Origin of the sequence: Arthrobacter sp. NPDC080082, from assembly GCF_040686595.1 — a bacterium.
GTDB lineage: Bacteria > Actinomycetota > Actinomycetes > Actinomycetales > Micrococcaceae > Arthrobacter.
Genome location: NZ_JBFBKQ010000001.1, coordinates 406,656 through 424,109, shown reverse-complemented (window position 1 = coordinate 424,109; position 17,454 = coordinate 406,656). Strand labels below are relative to the sequence as shown.

At 67.8% G+C, this 17,454-nt stretch carries 20 protein-coding genes and 1 tRNA gene; 17 read left to right on the top strand and 4 right to left on the bottom strand.

Annotated features, from left to right (window positions below):
* Positions 1-75 precede the first annotated feature (75 nt).
* The 7 genes from AB0O44_RS01985 to AB0O44_RS01955 all read left to right on the top strand — a co-directional run bounded on the left by AB0O44_RS01985 (position 76) and on the right by AB0O44_RS01955 (position 7,490).
* Positions 76-1,599 (top strand): aldehyde dehydrogenase family protein, encoded by a 1,524-nt coding sequence (locus tag AB0O44_RS01985; protein ID WP_290256025.1) that lies wholly within the window; start codon positions 76-78, stop codon positions 1,597-1,599.
* A gap of 90 nt (positions 1,600-1,689) precedes the next feature.
* Positions 1,690-2,106 carry a DUF779 domain-containing protein gene (locus tag AB0O44_RS01980; protein ID WP_364133561.1) on the top strand — a complete coding sequence of 139 codons (417 nt, stop codon included), beginning with the start codon at positions 1,690-1,692 and terminating at the stop codon, positions 2,104-2,106.
* Between the two features lie 106 nt (positions 2,107-2,212).
* Complete coding sequence (locus AB0O44_RS01975; RefSeq protein ID WP_364133558.1) at positions 2,213-3,787, top strand: amino acid permease; 1,575 nt, start codon at positions 2,213-2,215, stop codon at positions 3,785-3,787.
* A gap of 248 nt (positions 3,788-4,035) precedes the next feature.
* Positions 4,036-5,019 carry an ABC transporter substrate-binding protein gene (locus AB0O44_RS01970; RefSeq protein WP_364133555.1) on the top strand — a complete coding sequence of 328 codons (984 nt, stop codon included), beginning with the start codon at positions 4,036-4,038 and terminating at the stop codon, positions 5,017-5,019.
* Positions 5,016-5,861, top strand: a complete 846-nt coding sequence (locus AB0O44_RS01965) for an ABC transporter permease (RefSeq protein ID WP_364133552.1) — start codon at positions 5,016-5,018, stop codon at positions 5,859-5,861. The genes AB0O44_RS01970 and AB0O44_RS01965 overlap by 4 nt, the downstream gene beginning before the upstream one ends.
* The gene (locus AB0O44_RS01960; protein WP_364133549.1) at positions 5,858-6,631 is read left to right on the top strand and encodes an ABC transporter permease; all 774 of its coding nucleotides are present in this window, start codon (positions 5,858-5,860) and stop codon (positions 6,629-6,631) included. The genes AB0O44_RS01965 and AB0O44_RS01960 overlap by 4 nt, the downstream gene beginning before the upstream one ends.
* Entirely contained in the window at positions 6,621-7,490 is an 870-nt protein-coding gene (locus AB0O44_RS01955) for an ABC transporter ATP-binding protein (protein ID WP_364133546.1), read from the top strand. The genes AB0O44_RS01960 and AB0O44_RS01955 overlap by 11 nt, the downstream gene beginning before the upstream one ends.
* Before the next feature lie 122 nt (positions 7,491-7,612).
* Here the strand turns inward: AB0O44_RS01955 and AB0O44_RS01950 are convergent, their stop codons facing one another.
* Positions 7,613-9,109, bottom strand: a complete 1,497-nt coding sequence (locus AB0O44_RS01950; RefSeq protein ID WP_364133543.1) for a catalase — start codon at positions 9,107-9,109, stop codon at positions 7,613-7,615.
* 26 nt (positions 9,110-9,135) lie between these two features.
* Entirely contained in the window at positions 9,136-9,603 is a 468-nt protein-coding gene (locus tag AB0O44_RS01945; RefSeq protein ID WP_364133540.1) for a Fur family transcriptional regulator, read from the bottom strand.
* An 81-nt stretch (positions 9,604-9,684) separates the two neighbouring features.
* Between AB0O44_RS01945 and AB0O44_RS01940 the strand changes: the two genes are divergently transcribed.
* Entirely contained in the window at positions 9,685-10,956 is a 1,272-nt protein-coding gene (locus tag AB0O44_RS01940; protein WP_364133538.1) for an MFS transporter, read from the top strand.
* Positions 10,957-11,031: 75 nt separating this feature from the next.
* Positions 11,032-11,901, top strand: a complete 870-nt coding sequence (htpX, locus tag AB0O44_RS01935) for a zinc metalloprotease HtpX (RefSeq protein WP_364133535.1) — start codon at positions 11,032-11,034, stop codon at positions 11,899-11,901.
* An 86-nt stretch (positions 11,902-11,987) separates the two neighbouring features.
* Here htpX and AB0O44_RS01930 read toward each other — a convergent pair whose 3' ends face one another.
* Complete coding sequence (locus AB0O44_RS01930; RefSeq protein ID WP_290256015.1) at positions 11,988-12,479, bottom strand: YajQ family cyclic di-GMP-binding protein; 492 nt, start codon at positions 12,477-12,479, stop codon at positions 11,988-11,990.
* Positions 12,480-12,681: 202 nt separating this feature from the next.
* Between AB0O44_RS01930 and AB0O44_RS01925 the strand changes: the two genes are divergently transcribed.
* The 8 genes from AB0O44_RS01925 (at position 12,682) to trxA (ending at position 17,037) form a co-directional block, all read left to right on the top strand.
* Positions 12,682-12,936 (top strand): hypothetical protein, encoded by a 255-nt coding sequence (locus tag AB0O44_RS01925; protein ID WP_364133533.1) that lies wholly within the window; start codon positions 12,682-12,684, stop codon positions 12,934-12,936.
* A gap of 208 nt (positions 12,937-13,144) precedes the next feature.
* Positions 13,145-13,226 (top strand) — tRNA-Tyr (locus AB0O44_RS01920).
* A gap of 135 nt (positions 13,227-13,361) precedes the next feature.
* Positions 13,362-13,784, top strand: a complete 423-nt coding sequence (locus tag AB0O44_RS01915) for an STAS/SEC14 domain-containing protein (protein ID WP_290256013.1) — start codon at positions 13,362-13,364, stop codon at positions 13,782-13,784.
* Positions 13,785-13,968: 184 nt separating this feature from the next.
* Positions 13,969-14,145: a DUF1059 domain-containing protein gene (locus tag AB0O44_RS01910; RefSeq protein WP_290256012.1), complete on the top strand. Its 177-nt coding sequence runs from the start codon at positions 13,969-13,971 to the stop codon at positions 14,143-14,145.
* Entirely contained in the window at positions 14,142-15,308 is a 1,167-nt protein-coding gene (locus AB0O44_RS01905) for an EAL domain-containing protein (protein WP_364133528.1), read from the top strand. The genes AB0O44_RS01910 and AB0O44_RS01905 overlap by 4 nt, the downstream gene beginning before the upstream one ends.
* A gap of 4 nt (positions 15,309-15,312) precedes the next feature.
* Entirely contained in the window at positions 15,313-15,867 is a 555-nt protein-coding gene (locus AB0O44_RS01900) for a GNAT family N-acetyltransferase (RefSeq protein WP_364133525.1), read from the top strand.
* 96 nt (positions 15,868-15,963) lie between these two features.
* Positions 15,964-16,509: an acyl-CoA thioesterase gene (locus tag AB0O44_RS01895; protein ID WP_364133522.1), complete on the top strand. Its 546-nt coding sequence runs from the start codon at positions 15,964-15,966 to the stop codon at positions 16,507-16,509.
* A 123-nt stretch (positions 16,510-16,632) separates the two neighbouring features.
* On the top strand, positions 16,633-17,037 hold the full coding sequence (gene trxA / locus AB0O44_RS01890; protein ID WP_290256008.1) for a thioredoxin: 405 nt from the start codon (positions 16,633-16,635) through the stop codon (positions 17,035-17,037).
* A gap of 120 nt (positions 17,038-17,157) precedes the next feature.
* On the opposite strand, the gene AB0O44_RS01885 is transcribed toward trxA, so the two are convergent.
* The gene (locus AB0O44_RS01885; protein WP_290256007.1) at positions 17,158-17,436 is read right to left on the bottom strand and encodes an antibiotic biosynthesis monooxygenase; all 279 of its coding nucleotides are present in this window, start codon (positions 17,434-17,436) and stop codon (positions 17,158-17,160) included.
* Between the last annotated feature and the right edge of the window lie 18 nt (positions 17,437-17,454).

Sequence of the window (17,454 nt, the reverse complement as noted above, 5' to 3'; positions counted from 1 at the left end):
TACGCTGGGGGCAGCGGCGGCCCGTGATGTCCCGGCCGCGTCCGCCACCGACCTTGCACAGCAAAGGAGCTAGCAATGACTGTTTACGCACAACCCGGTACCGACGGTTCGAAGGTCCAGTTCAAGGACCGCTACGAGAACTGGATCGGCGGGGAGTGGGTGGCCCCGGTGAAGGGCCAGTACTTCGAGAACATCACCCCGGTGACCGGCAAGGCCTTCTGCGAGGTGGCCCGCGGCACCGCCGAAGACATCGAGCTTGCCCTGGACGCCGCGCACAAGGCGGCACCCTCCTGGGGCAAGACCTCCGTCGCCGAACGCGCCGCGATCCTGAACAAGATCGCGGACCGGATCGATGAGAACACCGAGCTGCTGGCCGTCGCCGAAACCTGGGACAACGGCAAACCGATCCGGGAAACCCTCAACGCCGACATCCCGCTCGCGGCCGACCACTTCCGCTACTTCGCCTCCGCCGTCCGCGCCCAGGAGGGCCGGCTCTCCCAGCTCGACGACGACACCACCGCCTACCACTTCCACGAGCCGCTCGGCGTCGTCGGCCAGATCATCCCCTGGAACTTCCCGATCCTGATGGCCGTCTGGAAGCTGGCCCCCGCCCTCGCCGCCGGCAACGCCGTCGTCCTCAAGCCCGCCGAGCAGACCCCCTCCTCGATCCTGGTCCTGATGGAACTGATCAGCGACCTGCTCCCGGCCGGCGTGGTCAACGTGGTCAACGGCTTCGGCGTCGAGGCCGGCAAGCCGCTCGCCTCCAGCCCGCGGATCCGCAAGATCGCCTTCACCGGCGAGACCACCACGGGCCGCCTGATCAGCCAGTACGCCTCCGCGAACCTCATCCCGGTCACCCTGGAGCTCGGCGGCAAGAGCCCGAACATCTTCTTCAACGACGTCGCCGACAGCAACGACGCGTTCTACGATAAGGCCCTGGAGGGCTTCACGCTCTTCGCGTTCAACCAGGGCGAGGTCTGCACCTGCCCCTCCCGCGCCCTGGTGCAGGAAGGCATCTACGACTCGTTCATGGCCGACGCCCTGGCCCGGACCCAGAAGATCATCCAGGGCAACCCGCTGGACACCGACACCCAGCTGGGCGCCCAGGCCTCCAACGACCAGCTGGAGAAGATCCTCTCCTACATCGACATCGGAAAGCAGGAGGGCGCCAAGGCCCTCACCGGCGGCGCCCGCGCGGAGCTCGACGGCGACCTGGCCGGCGGCTACTACGTCCAGCCCACCATCTTCGAGGGCCACAACAAGATGCGCATCTTCCAGGAGGAGATCTTCGGCCCGGTGGTCTCGGTGACCCGGTTCAGCGACTACAACGACGCCATGGGGATCGCCAACGACACCCTCTACGGCCTCGGCGCCGGCGTCTGGTCCCGCAACGGCAACGTCGCCTACCGTGCCGGCCGCGAGATCCAGGCCGGCCGCGTCTGGGTGAACAACTACCACGCCTACCCGGCAGGGGCGGCGTTCGGCGGCTACAAGTCCTCCGGCATCGGCCGCGAGAACCACGCCATGATGCTCGACCACTACCAGCAGACCAAGAACCTGCTGGTCAGCTACAACGAGAACAAGCTCGGCTTCTTCTAAGCCGCGGCAGCGGCGGGCCGGCCCCACCCGGGACCGGCCCCCGCACCCCCCCATTCGCCCCCCAGCCCTTCCCGCCTCCAGGAGTTCGCCATGACCCAGCCCGTGCTCGACGCGGCGTCCACCCTCCCCGGCGAGGACTTCTCCAGGGTGGCCCTCACCCCCGAAGCCGTGGAGCTGCTGCGCAAGCTGTGGGACCAGCACGGGCCGCTGATGTTCCATCAGTCCGGGGGCTGCTGCGACGGTTCCTCGCCCATGTGCTACCCGGCGGGGGAGTTCATCACCGGTGGGTCCGACGTACTGCTGGGACGCTTCGACATCGCCGCGGACACCGGCCCGGGAGCAGCCCAGCCGGTTGAGTTCTGGATGTCCCGCGAGCAGTTCAACTACTGGAGCCACACGCACCTGACGGTGGACGTCGTCCACGGCCGGGGGAGCGGCTTCTCGGTCGAGGCACCCGAGGGGAAGCGCTTCCTGATCCGCTCCACGCTGATGGACTGGCCGGTTTAAGGCACCCTCACCGTCTCACCATGTGGGATTAAAGCGGCCGTCCAGTGGATGGACACTACTATTAATAGGTCCGTTTTCCCCAGCTATAGAGACCGTGGACCTTCCTATGAACCTTTTCCGGACCAAGTCCGTCGAGCAGTCGATGGCCGACGCCGATGAGCCGGGCCGCAAGCTCAAGCGCTCGCTCAGCACCTGGGACCTGATGATCATGGGCGTCGCCGTCGCCGTCGGCGCCGGGATCTTCTCGGTCGGCGCCAAGGCCGCCGCCAACTTCGCCGGCCCTGCCGTCACCATCTCCTTCGCCATCGCGGCCGTCACCTGCGCCCTCGCCATCATGTGCTACGCCGAGTTCGCCACCGCCATCCCCGTGGCCGGCTCCGCCTACGTCTTCACCTACGCCACCATGGGCGAGGTGCTGGCCTGGATCATCGGCTGGAACCTGATCCTGGAACTGTTCACCGCCGGCGCCGTGATCGCCAAGTACTGGGGCATCTACCTCAGCAAGGTCTTCGCGCTGATGGGGCTCGACGTCCCGCCGTCCATCTCCCTCGGCGGGATCGACCTCTACTGGGGCGCCTTCCTGATCGTGGCCATCTTCACCGTGCTGCTGGTGCTGGGGACAAAGCTGTCCGCCCGCGTCGGCAACGTCTTCACCCTGATCAAGATCGCCGTCGTCCTCTTCGTCATCGTCGTCGGCTTCACCTACGTGAAGTTTGAAAACTACAGCCCGTTTGTCCCGGCCTCCCAGCCCACCGGGGGCACCGGCACTACCGACGTGCTCAAGCAGTCCTTCTTCGGCTTCCTCACCGGCGCGGCCCCCGCGCAGTACGGCACCCTCGGCATCTTCGCCGGCGCCGCGCTGGTCTTCTTCGCCTTCATCGGCTTCGACGTCGTCGCCACCTCCGCCGAGGAAGTCAAGAACCCGCAGAAGACCCTGCCGCGCGGCATCTTCGGCGGCCTCGCGATCGTCACCGTGCTCTACATCCTGGTCTCGCTCGCGCTCACCGGCATGGTCCCCTACAGCAAGCTCGCGGAGGCGGAGAGCCCCACGCTCACCACCGCCTTCGAGGCCGTGGGCAACAACGACGCCGCCAAGGTGATCGCCTTCGGCTCGCTGGTGGGCCTGACCACGGTGATCATGGTGCTGCTGATGGGCCTCTCCCGCGTGGTCCTCGCGATGAGCCGCGACGGCCTGCTGCCGCGCTCCCTGTCCAAGACCAGCACCATCCGCGCCACCCCGGCCCGGCTGCAGATCATCTGCGGTGCCGCCGTGGCCCTGGTGGCCGGCCTGACCAAGGTGGACCTGCTGGAGGAAATGATCAACATCGGCACGCTGTCCGCCTTCGTGATGGTCAGCCTGGGCATCCTGGTCCTGCGCAGGAAGCGGCCGGACCTCAAGCCGTCCTTCCGCGTGCCGTTCGGCAAGGTGGTTCCGGTGGTCTCCGCCGTGCTCTGCCTCTACCTGATGACCAACCTCGCCGTGGAGACCTGGATCTTCTTCGCCCTCTGGCTCGTGGTGGGCATCATCATCTACTTCTCCTACGGCCGCCGGCACTCCCGGCTGAACGAGAAGTTCGCCGAGGCGCGGGCGTCCGTCAGCGGCCCGGCCGCCGCGGGCACCGGCGAACCCGGCACCGACGAACCCAGCAACGTGGCCTCCGAGGAAGTCTCCCGCCACTAGCGGGCCACCTCCCGCAGCACCGCAGAGCGGGGTCACTCCGTCCCGTCCGGCACCGCCCGGACCGGCCCGGAGTGGCCCCGCTTTGCTGTGCCCGGCGACCTGTCTCAGAGCCGTAACAATGCCCCGGATGTGGTTGACCTCACAGTAGCCTTAGACCAGACTTGATATTTGAACGTTTGTTCGAAAAGCGAACATTGGCGGTGGTGGGGGCGAGTCACTCCCGGGCCGCAGTGCACAAAGGAGTGAACATGTTACGTCGTACCTTCTCCCTGCTGGCGGCCGCGTCCGTCCTGGCCCTCACGGCCTGCGGCAGCGGATCACCCAGCTCGACGGGCGGCACCGTCCAGGGCGGGGCCGCCGGCGGGGGAGACCTGACCAAGGTCAGCGTCGGCGTTATTCCGATCGTCGACTGCGCGCCGGTCTATCTGGGCAACAAGATGGGCTTCTTCAAGGACGAGGGACTCCAGCTGGACATCCAGACCGCCACCGGCGGCGCCGCGATCGTTCCCGGCGTCGTCAGCGGCAGCTTCGACTTCGCCTTCTCCAACCTGATCTCCGTGATGGTCGCCAGGGACAAGGGCCTCGACCTGAAGTTCGTCGCCAACGGCGCGTCCACCACCGGTGAGAAGGGCAAGGACGTCGGCGGCGTCGTCGTCCCGGCCGGCTCCCCGATCAAGTCCGCCAAGGACCTGGCCGGCAAGACCGTCTCCGTGAACAACCTCTCCAACATCGGCGACACCAGCATCAAGTCCGCGATCGAGAAGGACGGCGGCGATCCCTCCTCCGTGAAGTTCGTCGAGGTGGCCTTCCCGGACGCGCCGGCGGCCATCGCCAACAAGCAGGTGGACGCGGCCTGGATCCTCGAACCCTTCATGTCCAAGGCCCTGGCCGACGGTGGCTCCGTGGTTTCGTGGAACTTCGTGGACGTCAGCCCCAAGCTGGACATCGCCGGGTACTTCACCAAGGCCGACACCATCAAGAACAAGCCGGAGCTGACCCAGAAGTTCACCCGGGCCATGAACAAGTCCCTCGAGTACGCCCAGGCCCACCCGCAGGAAGTCCGGGACATCGTGGGCACCTACACCAAGATCGACGAGGCCGCCCGCTCCAAGATGACCCTCACGCACTGGACGGTCAACTTCGACAAGGACGCCTTCAAGACCCTGGGCGACGCGGCCGCCAAGTACGGCACCCTTTCCAAGGCCCCGAACGCGGGCGACCTGCTGCCGTGAGTGCCGACGCCCTCGCCACCGGCGGCCGCGCGACCCGTGCGGGACGCGGCCGCCGTACGGGCAAACGCGCCTTCCCCGGCCAGCGGCTGCTGGGTCTGGCCGGGATCCTTGGCTTCCTGGCCACCTGGGAGCTGATCCCGCGGCTCGGCCTGGTCGATGCCAAATACTTGCCGCCGGCCAGTGAGGTGGTGATGGCACTGGTCCGCGACCTGGGCCTTACCGCGTTCTGGGTCTCGGTGGGGGAGACCATGAAGGCCTGGTTCCTGGGGCTGGTCCTCGCGATCATCCTCGCCGTCGTGCTGGGCTTCGTGATCGGGTCCAGCACCTTCCTCCGCCGGGCCACCAACTCCACGGTGGAGTTCCTGCGGCCCATCCCGTCGGTGGCGCTGATTCCGCTGGCCGTGCTGCTGTTCGGCGTGAAGCTGGAATCCTCGCTGATGCTGATCACCTACGCCGCCTTCTGGCAGGTCCTGATCCAGGTGCTCTACGGCGTGGCCGACGTCGACATGGTCGCCAACAACACGGCCAAGACCTACGGGCTCGGGCCGCTGGCCCGGATCCGCTACGTCGTCTTCCCGACGGCGCTGCCCTACCTGATGACCGGCGTGCGGCTGGCGGCCACGGTCGCGCTGGTCCTGGCCATCACGGCCGAGCTCGTGATCGGTTCCCCGGGCCTGGGCCGGGAAATCGCGCTGGCGCAGTCCGGCGGCGCCATTTCCGGGATGTACGCGCTGGTGCTGGCCACCGGCCTGATCGGCGTCGTGATCAACGCCCTGATGCGGCTGATCGAGAAGAAAACGCTGTCCTGGCACTCCTCCGTCCGCTCCGAGGTGATCGTATGAAAGCCCTGAAGACCCTGGGCTACGTGCTGGCGCTGCCGGTGCTCCTCGTCCTGCTCTGGTGGGCCTCCACCCTGGGCGCGGTGAACTTCTTCGTGCCGACGCCGGCGGCGCTGGTGCAGAAGTTCGCCCAGACCTGGTTCGGCCCGCGGTTCTTCTCCGACGTGCTGCCGAGCATCGGCAGGCTCCTGGTGGGCGTCGTCGCGGCGATCGTGATCGGCGTCGTTGGCGGCGTGGTGATCGGCTCCGTCCGGTGGCTCCGCACCCTGCTGGGACCCACCCTGGAGTTCTTCCGGGCCATCCCGCCGCCGGTGCTGGTCCCGGTGCTGATGCTGCTGATGGGCATCACCGACTCCATGAAAATCGCGGTGATCATCTCCGGCTGCGTCTGGCCGGTGCTGCTGAACACCATCGAGGGTGTCCGCGCCGTCGACGGTGTCCTCTCCGACTCGGCCCACACCTACGGAATCTCCGGCTGGGCCCGGGTCCGGTACCTGGTGCTGCCCTCGGCCAGCCCGCAGATCCTGGCGGGTGTCCGCCAGTCCCTCTCGCTCGGGCTGATCCTGATGGTCATCTCCGAAATGTTCGCCTCGTCCTCCGGGCTTGGCTTCACCATCGTGCAGTTCCAGCGTTCCTTCGCCATCCCGGAAATGTGGTCCGGCATCGTGGTGCTGGGGCTGCTGGGCGTGACGATGTCGTTCATCTTCCAGTGGGCCGAGCGGAACATCCTGCGCTGGTACCACGGCCAGAAAGAGGTAGAAAATGCAGCCTGACACCACCCCCGAGGTCGGGACCATCCGGCCGGAGGCCATGCTCTCGGTCCGCGGACTGAAGAAGGTCTACCAGACCGACGGCGGCGACATCGAGGCCGTCCGCAACCTCACCTTCGACCTGCGCGCCGGGGAACTGGCCTGCCTGGTGGGTCCTTCGGGCTCGGGCAAGACTACCCTGCTCAAGTGCATCTCGGGCCTGATGGCGCCCACCGAGGGCGAGGTCCTGCTCGACGGCAAGCGGGTCTCCGGGCCGCCGAAGAAGATGGCGGTGGTCTTCCAGGAGTACGGCCGCTCCCTCTTCCCCTGGATGCGGGTCCGGGACAACGTGGCGCTGCCGCTGAAAAACCAGGGCGTGCCGAAGGCCGAACGTGACCGGCTGGTGGACGAGGCGCTGGAGGCCGTGGGCCTGTCCCACGTGCCGCGGTCCTACCCCTGGCAGCTCTCCGGCGGCATGCAGCAGCGCGTGGCGATCGCCCGCGCCATCGCCTACCAGCCCGAGGTGCTGCTGATGGATGAGCCGTTCGCCGCGGTGGACGCCCAGACCCGCGCCGACCTGGAAGACCTGATCCGGACGATCTGGAAGAAGTTCGGCGTTACCGTCCTCTTCGTCACCCACGACATCGATGAGTCGGTCTACCTGGGCGAACGGGTCATCATCCTCTCCAGCTCGCCCACGGTGGTCCAGGAGGACATCCGGATCGACCTGCCGGTGGAGCGGGACCAGCTGGAGACCCGGTCCCTGCCCCGGTTCACCGAGCTCCGGCACCACGTGTATGAGCAGATCCAGCTGGCCAAGAAGGGCCACCGCCCGGCCGCGGCGGAGCCCGCCCAGGCCGGCAGTGCGGCCAAACCCGCCTGACCCTTGCCCGCCTAAGCCTGCCCCGCCTGACACGTCCGGCACCCCCGACAAACGACAGCGCCCCGCCGCGGAAGATCCGCGGCGGGGCGCTGTCGTGTACTGCTGTGTGTCCGTACGGACGTTTAGGCCATCTTGTTGGCGGCCTCGGCGTCGGACGGGTTGGCGGCACCGAGGTTGGAGCGCAGCTTGGCGCCGAGCTCGGCGTCGACGTTGGTCCAGTACTGGATGGCGCGTTCCTTGATGTCGGCGTTCTTCACACCGCCCACGGCGGTGGTGATGGTCTCCAGGAACCGGGCTTTGGCGCCGTCGTCGTAGACCTCGCGGTACATCGTGCCGGCCTGGCCGAAGTCGTCATCCTCGGCGTGCAGGGAGTGCGCGGAGAGGGTGAGTGCGCCGTCGTTCTCCCAGCCGCCGGCCGGGTTCTGCGACTCGACGGCGGCGGGGCCGCCCAGGGAGTTCGGTGCGTAGACCGGAACGGTGGGCGCGTTGAAGTGGTAGCGGGCCGCGCCGTCCTGGCTGTAGTTGTGCACCTCGTTCTTCGGGGCGTTGACCGGCAGCTGGGCGTGGTTGGTGCCCACGCGGTAGCGGTGCGCGTCCGCGTAGGAGAAGATGCGGGCCTGCAGCATCTTGTCCGGGGAGGCGGCGATGCCCGGCACGAAGTTCGACGGCGCGAAGGTGGCCTGCTCGATCTGCGCGAAGTAGTTCTCCGGGTTCTTCGTCAGCTCCATGGTGCCGACCTTGATCAGCGGGTAGTCGCCGTGCGGCCACACCTTGGTCAGGTCGAACGGGTTGAAGCGGTAGGTCTTCGCGTCCTCGTAGGGCATGACCTGGACGTGCAGGTCCCAGGCGGGGAAGTTCCCGGCGTCGATGTTTTCGCGCAGGTCGCGGATGTAGAAGTCCGCGTCGTTGCCGGCCAGTTCCGCCGCCTCGTCGTTGGTCAAGGACTTGACGCCCTGGTTGGACTTGAAGTGGTACTTGACCCAGAAGCGCTCGCCCTCGGCGTTGATCCACTGGTAGGTGTGCGAGCCGTAGCCCTGCATTTCGCGCCAGGTGGCGGGCAGGCCGCGGTCACCCATCAGCCAGGTGACCTGGTGGGCGGACTCGGGGGAGAGGGTCCAAAAGTCCCACTGCATGTCGGCGTCGCGCAGGTGCGAGCCCGGTAGGCGCTTCTGGGAGTGGATGAAGTCCGGGAACTTGATGCCGTCGCGGATGAAGAACACCGGGGTGTTGTTGCCCACGAGGTCGTAGTTGCCCTCGGAGGTGTAGAACTTGATCGCGAAGCCGCGCGGGTCGCGCAGGGTGTCGGCCGAGCCGGCCTCGCCCGCGACGGAGGAGAAGCGGATCAGCATGTCCGTCTCGGTGCCCGGCTGGAAGAGGGCTGCCTTGGTGTACTTCGAGACATCCTCGGTGGTCTTGAACGTACCGAAGGCACCGCCGCCCTTGGCGTGCACGACGCGCTCCGGAACCCGCTCGCGGTTGAACTGGGCGAGCTTTTCGATCAGGTAGTGATCGGTCAGGATGATGGCGCCGTCGGCACCGACGGACTGCGAGTGGGCGTCCGACGTGACCGGCGCGCCGGACTGGGTCGTGGACACGGGCGCAGAAATGTTCTGAGTCATCGTTCTCCTCAATTGTTGTTGTGAACCTAGTTGCTGTGGGCGGGCAGTTTTTGGGTGCGCTGGCACTCTTCGCAGATGCCCTGGTACAGGACGTCGGCGATCTGGATGGTCATCGGTGCGGTCCCGGAGCCCCAGTGCGGGGTCAGGCAGGGGGCGTGGCCGACGGCGCACTCCACGTCCTCCACGCGCCCGCACCCGATACAGACGGCGTGGTGGTGGTTGTCGCCCACCCGGGTCTCGTACAGGGCGGGGGAGTGCGGGGGTTCGAAGCGGCGCAGCATCTGCAGCTCGGTGAGGTCGCCAAGGACCACGTACACCGACTGCGCGGTGAGCTCCGGGAGTTCCTCCCGGGCGGCGGCCAGGACGCGCTCGGCCGGCGAGTGCGGGTGGCGTTCGACGGCGTCGAGCACGGCCAGCCGCTGCTTGGTCACCCGGCGGCCGTGGGCGCGCAGGGCGTCGGCCCATGCGTCGCTGCTGCCCGGGTTAGCGTTCATGGACCCATTCAAGCATCTATTTTGAGCAAGTCGCAATAAGGCTGGACTTAGTTAGCCTTGCCGTCCCATTAGAGTTGCCGGGTGGGGAAATTCCTGGCTGACATCACGCCGCTACGCGAGAGCCCGGCGTTCCGCCGCCTGTGGCTGGGAACCGCGGCTTCCGCCGTCGGCAGCCAGCTCACCCTGGTGGCCGTGAGCCTGGAGGTGTACCGCCTCACCCAGGACAGCTTCTACGTGGGCCTGCTGAGCATCTTCGCCCTGGTCCCCCTGATTCTCGGCGGGCTGCTGGGCGGATCGATCGCCGACGCCCACGACCGGCGCCGGGTGGCCCTGCTGGCCTCCTCCGTCCTCTGGCTGACCACCGGCTGCCTGGCGCTTCAGGCCTGGCTGCAGGTGGGCAACGTCTGGCTGCTCTACGCCCTGGTGGCGGTCCAAAGCGGCGCCCAGGCCATTAACCAGCCGGCCCGCAGCGCCATCATCCCGGTATTGGTCCGCAAGGAACTGCTGCCTGCCGCGAACGCCCTGTCCATGATGAGCATGGGCCTGTCCATGACCGCCGGGCCGCTGCTGGCCGGCGTCCTGGTGGCCACCATCGGCTTCGCCTGGACCTACACCATCGACGTGGCCAGCTTCGCCTTCGTGGTCTGGGCCCTGGTCAAGCTGCCGGCCATGCCGCCGGACCGGGTGACGCACCGGGCCGGGCTGCGCTCTGTGGTGGAAGGCTTCCGCTTCCTCGGCACCCGACCCAACCTGCGGATGACCTTCGTGATCGACCTGATCGCCATGATCCTCGCCCAGCCGCGGGCCCTGCTGCCGGCCATCGGCGCCCTGATGATCGGCGGCGGTGAGGCCACGGTCGGCATCCTGCTGGCCGCCACCGCCGTCGGCGCCTTCCTGGCCGGGCTATTCTCCGGTCCGCTGGGCGGCGTCCGCGCCCAGGGGACCGCCGTGGTCTGGTCCGTGATGGGGTGGGGCGCCTCGGTCGCCGGGCTGGGGCTCGTCGTCGTCCTGGCCGGCCGCTCCGGAGGTGCCGGGGTGACGGCCTGGCTGATTCCCGCCGCGCTCTGCTGCGCGCTCGCCGGCATCGCCGACTCGGTCAGCGCCGTCTTCCGCACCACCATCCTGCAGTCCGCAGCGCCCGATCATCTCCGCGGCAGGCTGCAGGGCGTATTCGTTGTGGTCGTCGCCGGCGGCCCTCGCGTGGGGGACCTGCTGGCCGGCGGCGCGACCAAGGTATTGAGCGAGGGCTGGGTGCTGCTGGCCGGGGGCGTCCTGTGCGCCGTCGCGGCCTGGCTGGTGGCCCGGTGGCAGTCCGGTTTCCTGCGCTATGATGCCCGGAACCCGGTGCCGTAGCGGTTCGTTTTCAGAGTGGGATTGGCCCGGCGTTTCCGCGCCGGGGGACGGTTCCGGTTCGGCTTGGGAGGATCTGTGCACAACCATCACAACGGCCTGAAGACGGCCGCCCTGTTCGGTGCCCTGTGGGCGGTGCTGCTGGCACTGGGTGCCCTGATCGCGTCCGGGACCCGCAGCTCGGCCCCGCTGTGGATCATGGCCCTGATCGGCGTCGGCACCACCTTCTACGGCTACTGGAACAGCGACAAGCTCGCCATCCGGGCCATGCAGGCCCTCCCGGTCACGGAGGCCGAGGCGCCCCAGCTGTACCAGATCGTCCGGGAGCTCTCGGCCCGGGCCAACCAGCCGATGCCAAGGATCTACATTTCCCCGACCATGGCGCCCAACGCGTTCGCCACGGGCCGCGATCCGCAGCACGCGGCCGTCTGCTGCACGCAGGGCATCCTGCAGCTGCTGGACCTGCGGGAGCTCCGCGGCGTCCTGGGGCACGAGCTGATGCACGTCTACAACCGGGACATCCTCACCTCCTCGGTCGCGGCCGCCGTCGCGGGCGTGATCACCTCGGTGGGGCAGTTGCTGCTCTTCTTCGGCGGCGGGGACCGCCGGAACGCCAACCCGCTAGCCCTGCTGGCCATGTCCATCCTGGCGCCCTTCGCCGCGTCCCTCATCCAGATGGCAATCTCCCGCACCCGCGAGTACGACGCCGACGAGGACGGCTCGGCGCTGACCGGGGATCCGCTGGCGCTGGCCTCGGCGCTGCGCAAGATCGAACAGGGGGTGCAGCTGGCGCCGTTGCCGCAGGACCAGCGGCTGGTCAACGCCTCGCACCTGATGATCGCCAACCCGTTCCGCGGCGGGGGCATGGCCCGGATGTTCTCCACCCACCCGCCCATGGCCGACCGGATCGACCGGCTGGAGCGGATGGCGGGCCAGCGGCTGGGCTAGGGCCCCCGCCCCGCGACACGGAAAAGACCTGCCGCTGCCGGAATACCGGGAGCGACAGGTCTTTTGCGCGTCGAAATTGAGGGAGCTTAGCTGCGGAAGTTCACGAACTGCAGGTCGGCCTCGTCGAAGTTCTTCAGCAGGGCCATTGTCTCCTGCAGGTCGTCGCGGGACTTCGAGGTCACGCGGAGCTCGTCGCCCTGGATCTGGGACTTCACGGACTTGGGCGCCTCGTCGCGGATCAGTTTGTTGATCTTCTTCGCCAGATCCTGCGCGATGCCTTCCTTGATGCTCGCCTCCAGGCGGAACTCCTTGCCGGAGGGGTAGGGCTCGCCGGTGTCCAGGGACTTCAACGAGATGCCGCGGCGGATGAGCTTGGACTGCAGGACGTCGAGGACGGCCAGAACGCGCTCCTCGGAGTTGGCCTTCATCAGGATCTTCTCGCCGCTGAAGTCGACCTCGGCGCCGACGCCCTTGAAGTCGTACCGCTGGGCCAGTTCCTTCTGGGCCTGGTTCAGCGCGTTGGCAACTTCCTGCTTGTCGACCTTGCTGACGACGTCGAATGTGGATTCGCCTGCCATGACTGTCCTCCTGCTATTTGTCGGTGATGTTTCGCTGTGCCGGCCCTCGGAAAGGGCGGTACTTCCTGCCATCCAGCCTAATACGGATGGCCCGGACGGAGCGGGTGCGTTCACAGTCGGCTCAAAGCGAAACGCGGGTGGGAACGAAGGTTGGCCAGGCAGGGTTGAAGGCGTTGACAGAGTTTCACGAAAGGCAGGGCCCATGAGCCGCAAAGCCATCCAATACGTCACCGCCACCACCGCTGCGGCCGCCGGTTCACTGACGACGGCGGCCACCTCCATGGCCGCGGCCGCCCTGGCCGCCTCGGTGGTCCTGAGCCCCGCCGCCGGGACGATCGCCCGGCTCGACGGCGTCCACGCCGACCTCGCCCGGGCCGTCCAACTGAACCAGGTCACGTCCGAGCAGGCGGCCCGCTTCGAGGCCAGGCTGGCCGGACGCATCCTCGGCGAATCCTGACCGCAACCCACTTAGCCGCGGCCCGCATCCGCCGCGTACTGCCGCCGTCGTTCGGGCCCTTGAGTGGCCTTCACGGGGAGCTGCGGGGCCGATTCGATTCTTCGGCGGAAGTTCTGTAAAGTTGTCTTGCCCGCGGTTGCCGGACACGGAACGAACTGGAAACAGGACGAACCAGGACGGTGGCGCGAGTGATCTTCTTTTGAAGTTCGGCAGATTACCCGAGCGGCCAAAGGGGGCTGACTGTAAATCAGCTGGCAACGCCTACGGGGGTTCGAATCCCTCATCTGCCACCCTCGGAAAAGCCTCCGGAACCATCACGGTTCCGGAGGCTTTTCTTTTGCCCGGCGTCACATCCGCGCGCGGACCGCGGGCCACCGCACCGATCCGGCGCACCGGGGTTATTCTGGCGCTGGAAAGGATTCGACATGGACATCAGCCTGGCGGCGGGAAAGGGTACGCTCACCCTCGACCGGAGCGGCATTCTGCGTCTGAGCTGGGCAAAGGGTTCCTCCGTTGAAGCCGTTGACGCCATGGAATCCGTGCTGGCGGTCGGCAAGGTCAGCGCCGGGCGGATGCTGCCCCTGCTGATCGACATCAGCGACGTCGATGTCAGCGCCGGCGCGAGGAACCACTATCTGGAGAGCCGCTTCGTGTGCGCCGTCGCCCTCGTGGGAGCCACCAATGTGGACCGCGTGGTGGCGGCGTGGATGCGCCGCGGCAATGACTGCCCCCAGCGGTACTTCACCGACATCGACGACGCCGAGGCGTGGCTAAACGGGCTCGAGCGGCCCTCGGCCTTCGATCACGAGCCTGCCGTCGCAAACGCCGTCGAACCCACCCCGGCCTAACTCCCGCCGCGGACGCGAACCTCCGACGAATCCACCCCGGGGCGGCTCCCGGACATCCCCCCAATCCGGCGTGCCACGGCACCCCGCGGCACGCCGAAAAAGTCATCTTCCGTGCAATCGGTTGGCGGACCCCTACCGGGAAGTAGGGTTGTGCCGTTATTCGTGTTGAAGCATAGGAGCTGAAGTGAAGTCGTTTGCATGTGGTGACGTGGTCCCGGGCTGTGAAGCACGCTGGGTCTGCAGCACTGAAGATGAAATCCTGGTCCAGGTCGGTGCGCACGCCGCGTCCGTCCATGGCCTGACCGAACTGCCGCACGAGCTGGTCTCGTCGGTGCAGAAGTCCATCCGCCCGGTCAGTTGAGTCACGGGGCGGGCAGGTCGGGCCCGGAAACCGGCACTTTAACGCCGCCGGACTGGGACGCCCTGCTCGCCGCCGCCTGCCGCGGCGAGGGCCTTGCGACGGCGTATCAGCCGATCGTGGACACCTCCCGCGGGAGCGTCGTCGGGTACGAGGCGCTCGCGCGTTTCCCCGGCTACACAGAGAAAAACCCTGAGGTCTGGTTTGCCGCGGCGCGGACCCACGGCAAGGCCGCCGAACTGGAGGCCGCCGCACTGCGCACAGCCCTGCGGGCGAGGGCGGCCCTGCCTCCCAACTGTTTCCTGACGGTCAATATCTCCCCGGAGCTGCTGACCTCCGAGTGCGTCCGTTCCGTCTGGCGGGACGAGGGGCAGCTGGGCGGCCTGATTGTGGAGCTCACCGAGCAGACTCCGATCGATTCCTATGTCGGCCTCGAGCCGGACCTGAACCAGCTGCGCTCGGCCGGCGCGCTGATCGCCGTCGACGACGCCGGTGCCGGGTACGCGGGCCTGCGCCACCTGCTCGCGCTGCGGCCCTCGATGATCAAGATCGACAGGGAGCTGATCCAGGACGTCGACCGGGACGAGGCGAAGCGGGCCCTGATCGAGATGATGGGGGCCTTCGCGAGCCGCGTGGACGCCTGGATCCTGGCCGAAGGCGTGGAGCGGTCCGAGGAACTCGACGCCCTGGTGGCACTCGGCGTCCCCCTGGTCCAGGGCTACTACCTCGCCCGGCCCGGCCCGCCCTGGGCAGGAATCGAGCTTGACGTCGCGCACCGGCTGGCCAGCTCCCGCACGGTGGCGGACAAGACCGTCATCCGGGACATCGTGGAGGCGGCTCCCGCCGTCCCAACCATCGCCGCCGCGGCCGAGGCCTTCGGAGCCAACCCGGCTCTGGAGGATGTGGTCCTGCTCGGGGAGCACCTCCGGCCGGTCGCACTCCTGAGTCCGGGGGCGGCAGCGATGGGCGTGGTCAGCCAGGGGATTCGAGTCAATCTCGACACCCCGCTGGACCAGGCCCTGGCCCGGTCCATGACCCGGCCCCGGGAGCAGCGCTACGAGGCCCTCCTCGTCACGGACAACGCCGGCCGCTTCGCCGGGGTCGCACGGATGGAGCGCATGATCCTTGCCCTGGCCGCACCCGGAGCAGATGCGGTGGAAGGATAGGGAAATGCCCCCTCCCGATTCCTTGCTGGCCGCCGACCTGCCGGACGGCGTCGTCATGCGCATCGTTCGGGAGGAAGACGCCGGTGAGCTCGCCGATGCCTACCGCCGCAACAGCGCGCACCTCGCGCCCTGGGAGCCGGTCCGCGGCGAAGAGTTCCTGACCCCAGCCGGCCAGCTCGTCAACACCCGGGGGAAGCTGGGGATGTTCGAGGCGGGAACCGGCGTGCCCTGGATCCTGCTCTCCGGACGCCGGGTGATCGGCGGCATGACCCTGAGCGGCATCGTGCGGGGCCCGTTCCTCAGCGCCAACCTGGGCTACTGGGTGGACCAGGACTTCAACGGCCGCGGGATCTGTTCGGCTGCCGTTGCCCACGTCCTCGAAGCCTCATCCACCACCCTGGGACTGCACCGGATCCAGGCGGCCAACCTGCTCCACAACGACGCCTCGCAGAAGGTGCTGCGGCGCACCGGCTTCGACGAGATCGGCCTCGCCCCGCAGTACCTGAACATCGCCGGGCGCTGGCAGGACCACCTGCTGTTCCAGCGGCTGCTCTACTGAGCGTCCGCGCGGAAGGCAGCGGCGGACTTCCGAACGCCGATCCGCCGCGCGGCGTCATCATTGGCACCTTAGTTACCCGCGGGTAACATGGCTGCCATGCACCTGCTGCTCCGCACCCTCTTCCTCCTGATGAACGCGTCCCGGCGCCCGAAACTGGGCATCTGGGATGCCGCAAGCCTGCCGCTCCGGGTCCTGCCCACGGACATCGACATCGCGATGCATGTCAACAACGGCATGTACTTCTCGCTCATGGACCTTGGGCGGTTCGACCTGATGGCACGCAGCGGGACCTGGAAGGCCATGCGGCGGCGCGGCTGGACCCCCGTGGTGGCTGGCGAAACCATCGCGTTCCGCCGCTCCCTGCAGCTCTGGCAGCAGTACACGATCGAAACCAAGGTGATCGGCCTGGATTCGAAGGCCATCTACTTCGAGCAGCGGATGGTGGCAGACGGCGAGATCTACGCCCGTGCGCACATCGCCACCCGATTGGTCAGCAAGGGCAAGCCGGTCAGCCAGGAGGACATCCTGCGCGAATTCGGCGAGCCGCCCGCCGGCCTCGAACTGCCCGAATGGCTGCACTCCTGGCGCGAAACCAACGCCCTCCCGGGTGCCCGCCGCCCGGCGCCGCACCTCTGGGGCTGACCGGACGTACTCACCTCCGCGCCCGCCGGGGGACCCGTCCGGGCACGCGTGCGGGGCGACGGCCGGATGAGCCACGAGCGAAACACCGGCGACTTTCCGGCCCGTCTCGCGTACCGTTGAGAAATGGCAACCGTAGACATTACAGGTGAACAGTTCGCAGCGACCGTCGAGGACAACGATATTGTCCTGGTAGATTTCTGGGCCGAATGGTGCGGCCCGTGCAAGCAGTTCGGCCCCACCTACGCCGCCGTTTCGGAGAAGCACCCCGACGTGGTGTTCTCCAAGGTGGACACCGAGGCCGAGCAGCAGCTGGCCGCCGAGGCCGGCATCACCTCGATCCCCACCCTGATGGCGTTCCGCGAGAAGGTTCTGGTCTTCTCGCAGCCGGGCGCCCTGAACGCCCAGCAGCTGGAACAGGTGGTGGACGCCGTCAAGGCGCTCGACATGGAGGAAGTCCACGCCCACGTCGCCCGCTCGCAGGCCGAAGCCGCCACCAAGCAGGACGGCACGCAGATCCCCGACGCCTAGACCCCACGGCCGGCGTCACAACCAACGCGGGGCCGCCCCAGCTCCATCCTTCCAAGGACGGCGAGCCTGGAGCGGCCCCGCGTTGTGTCGTTATAGGCGGTGGGCTACCCCGGCGAACGGCTAGACCCGCTCCACCTTCACTGGCTCGGCCAGCAGGGCGCTCAGGGACTCGTTCAGGTCCTGGAGGGCGCTGCCCTTCGCGTGCCGGTCCAGGTCCTCCTGGCTGGCCCACTGCTCGGTCAGGACCAGGCGCTCTTCCGTGGCCTCGGTCAGTTCGTAGCGCAGGCAGCCGGGTTCATTGACCACCTCGTCGATCGCAATCTCGAGGGCAAGCTTCACGCGGAAGAATTCGCCGTCGTTGGGGATGAAAGTGGCTCGCAGATCAATGGGTTCGCTCATGTCCTCCAGCCTAGCTGG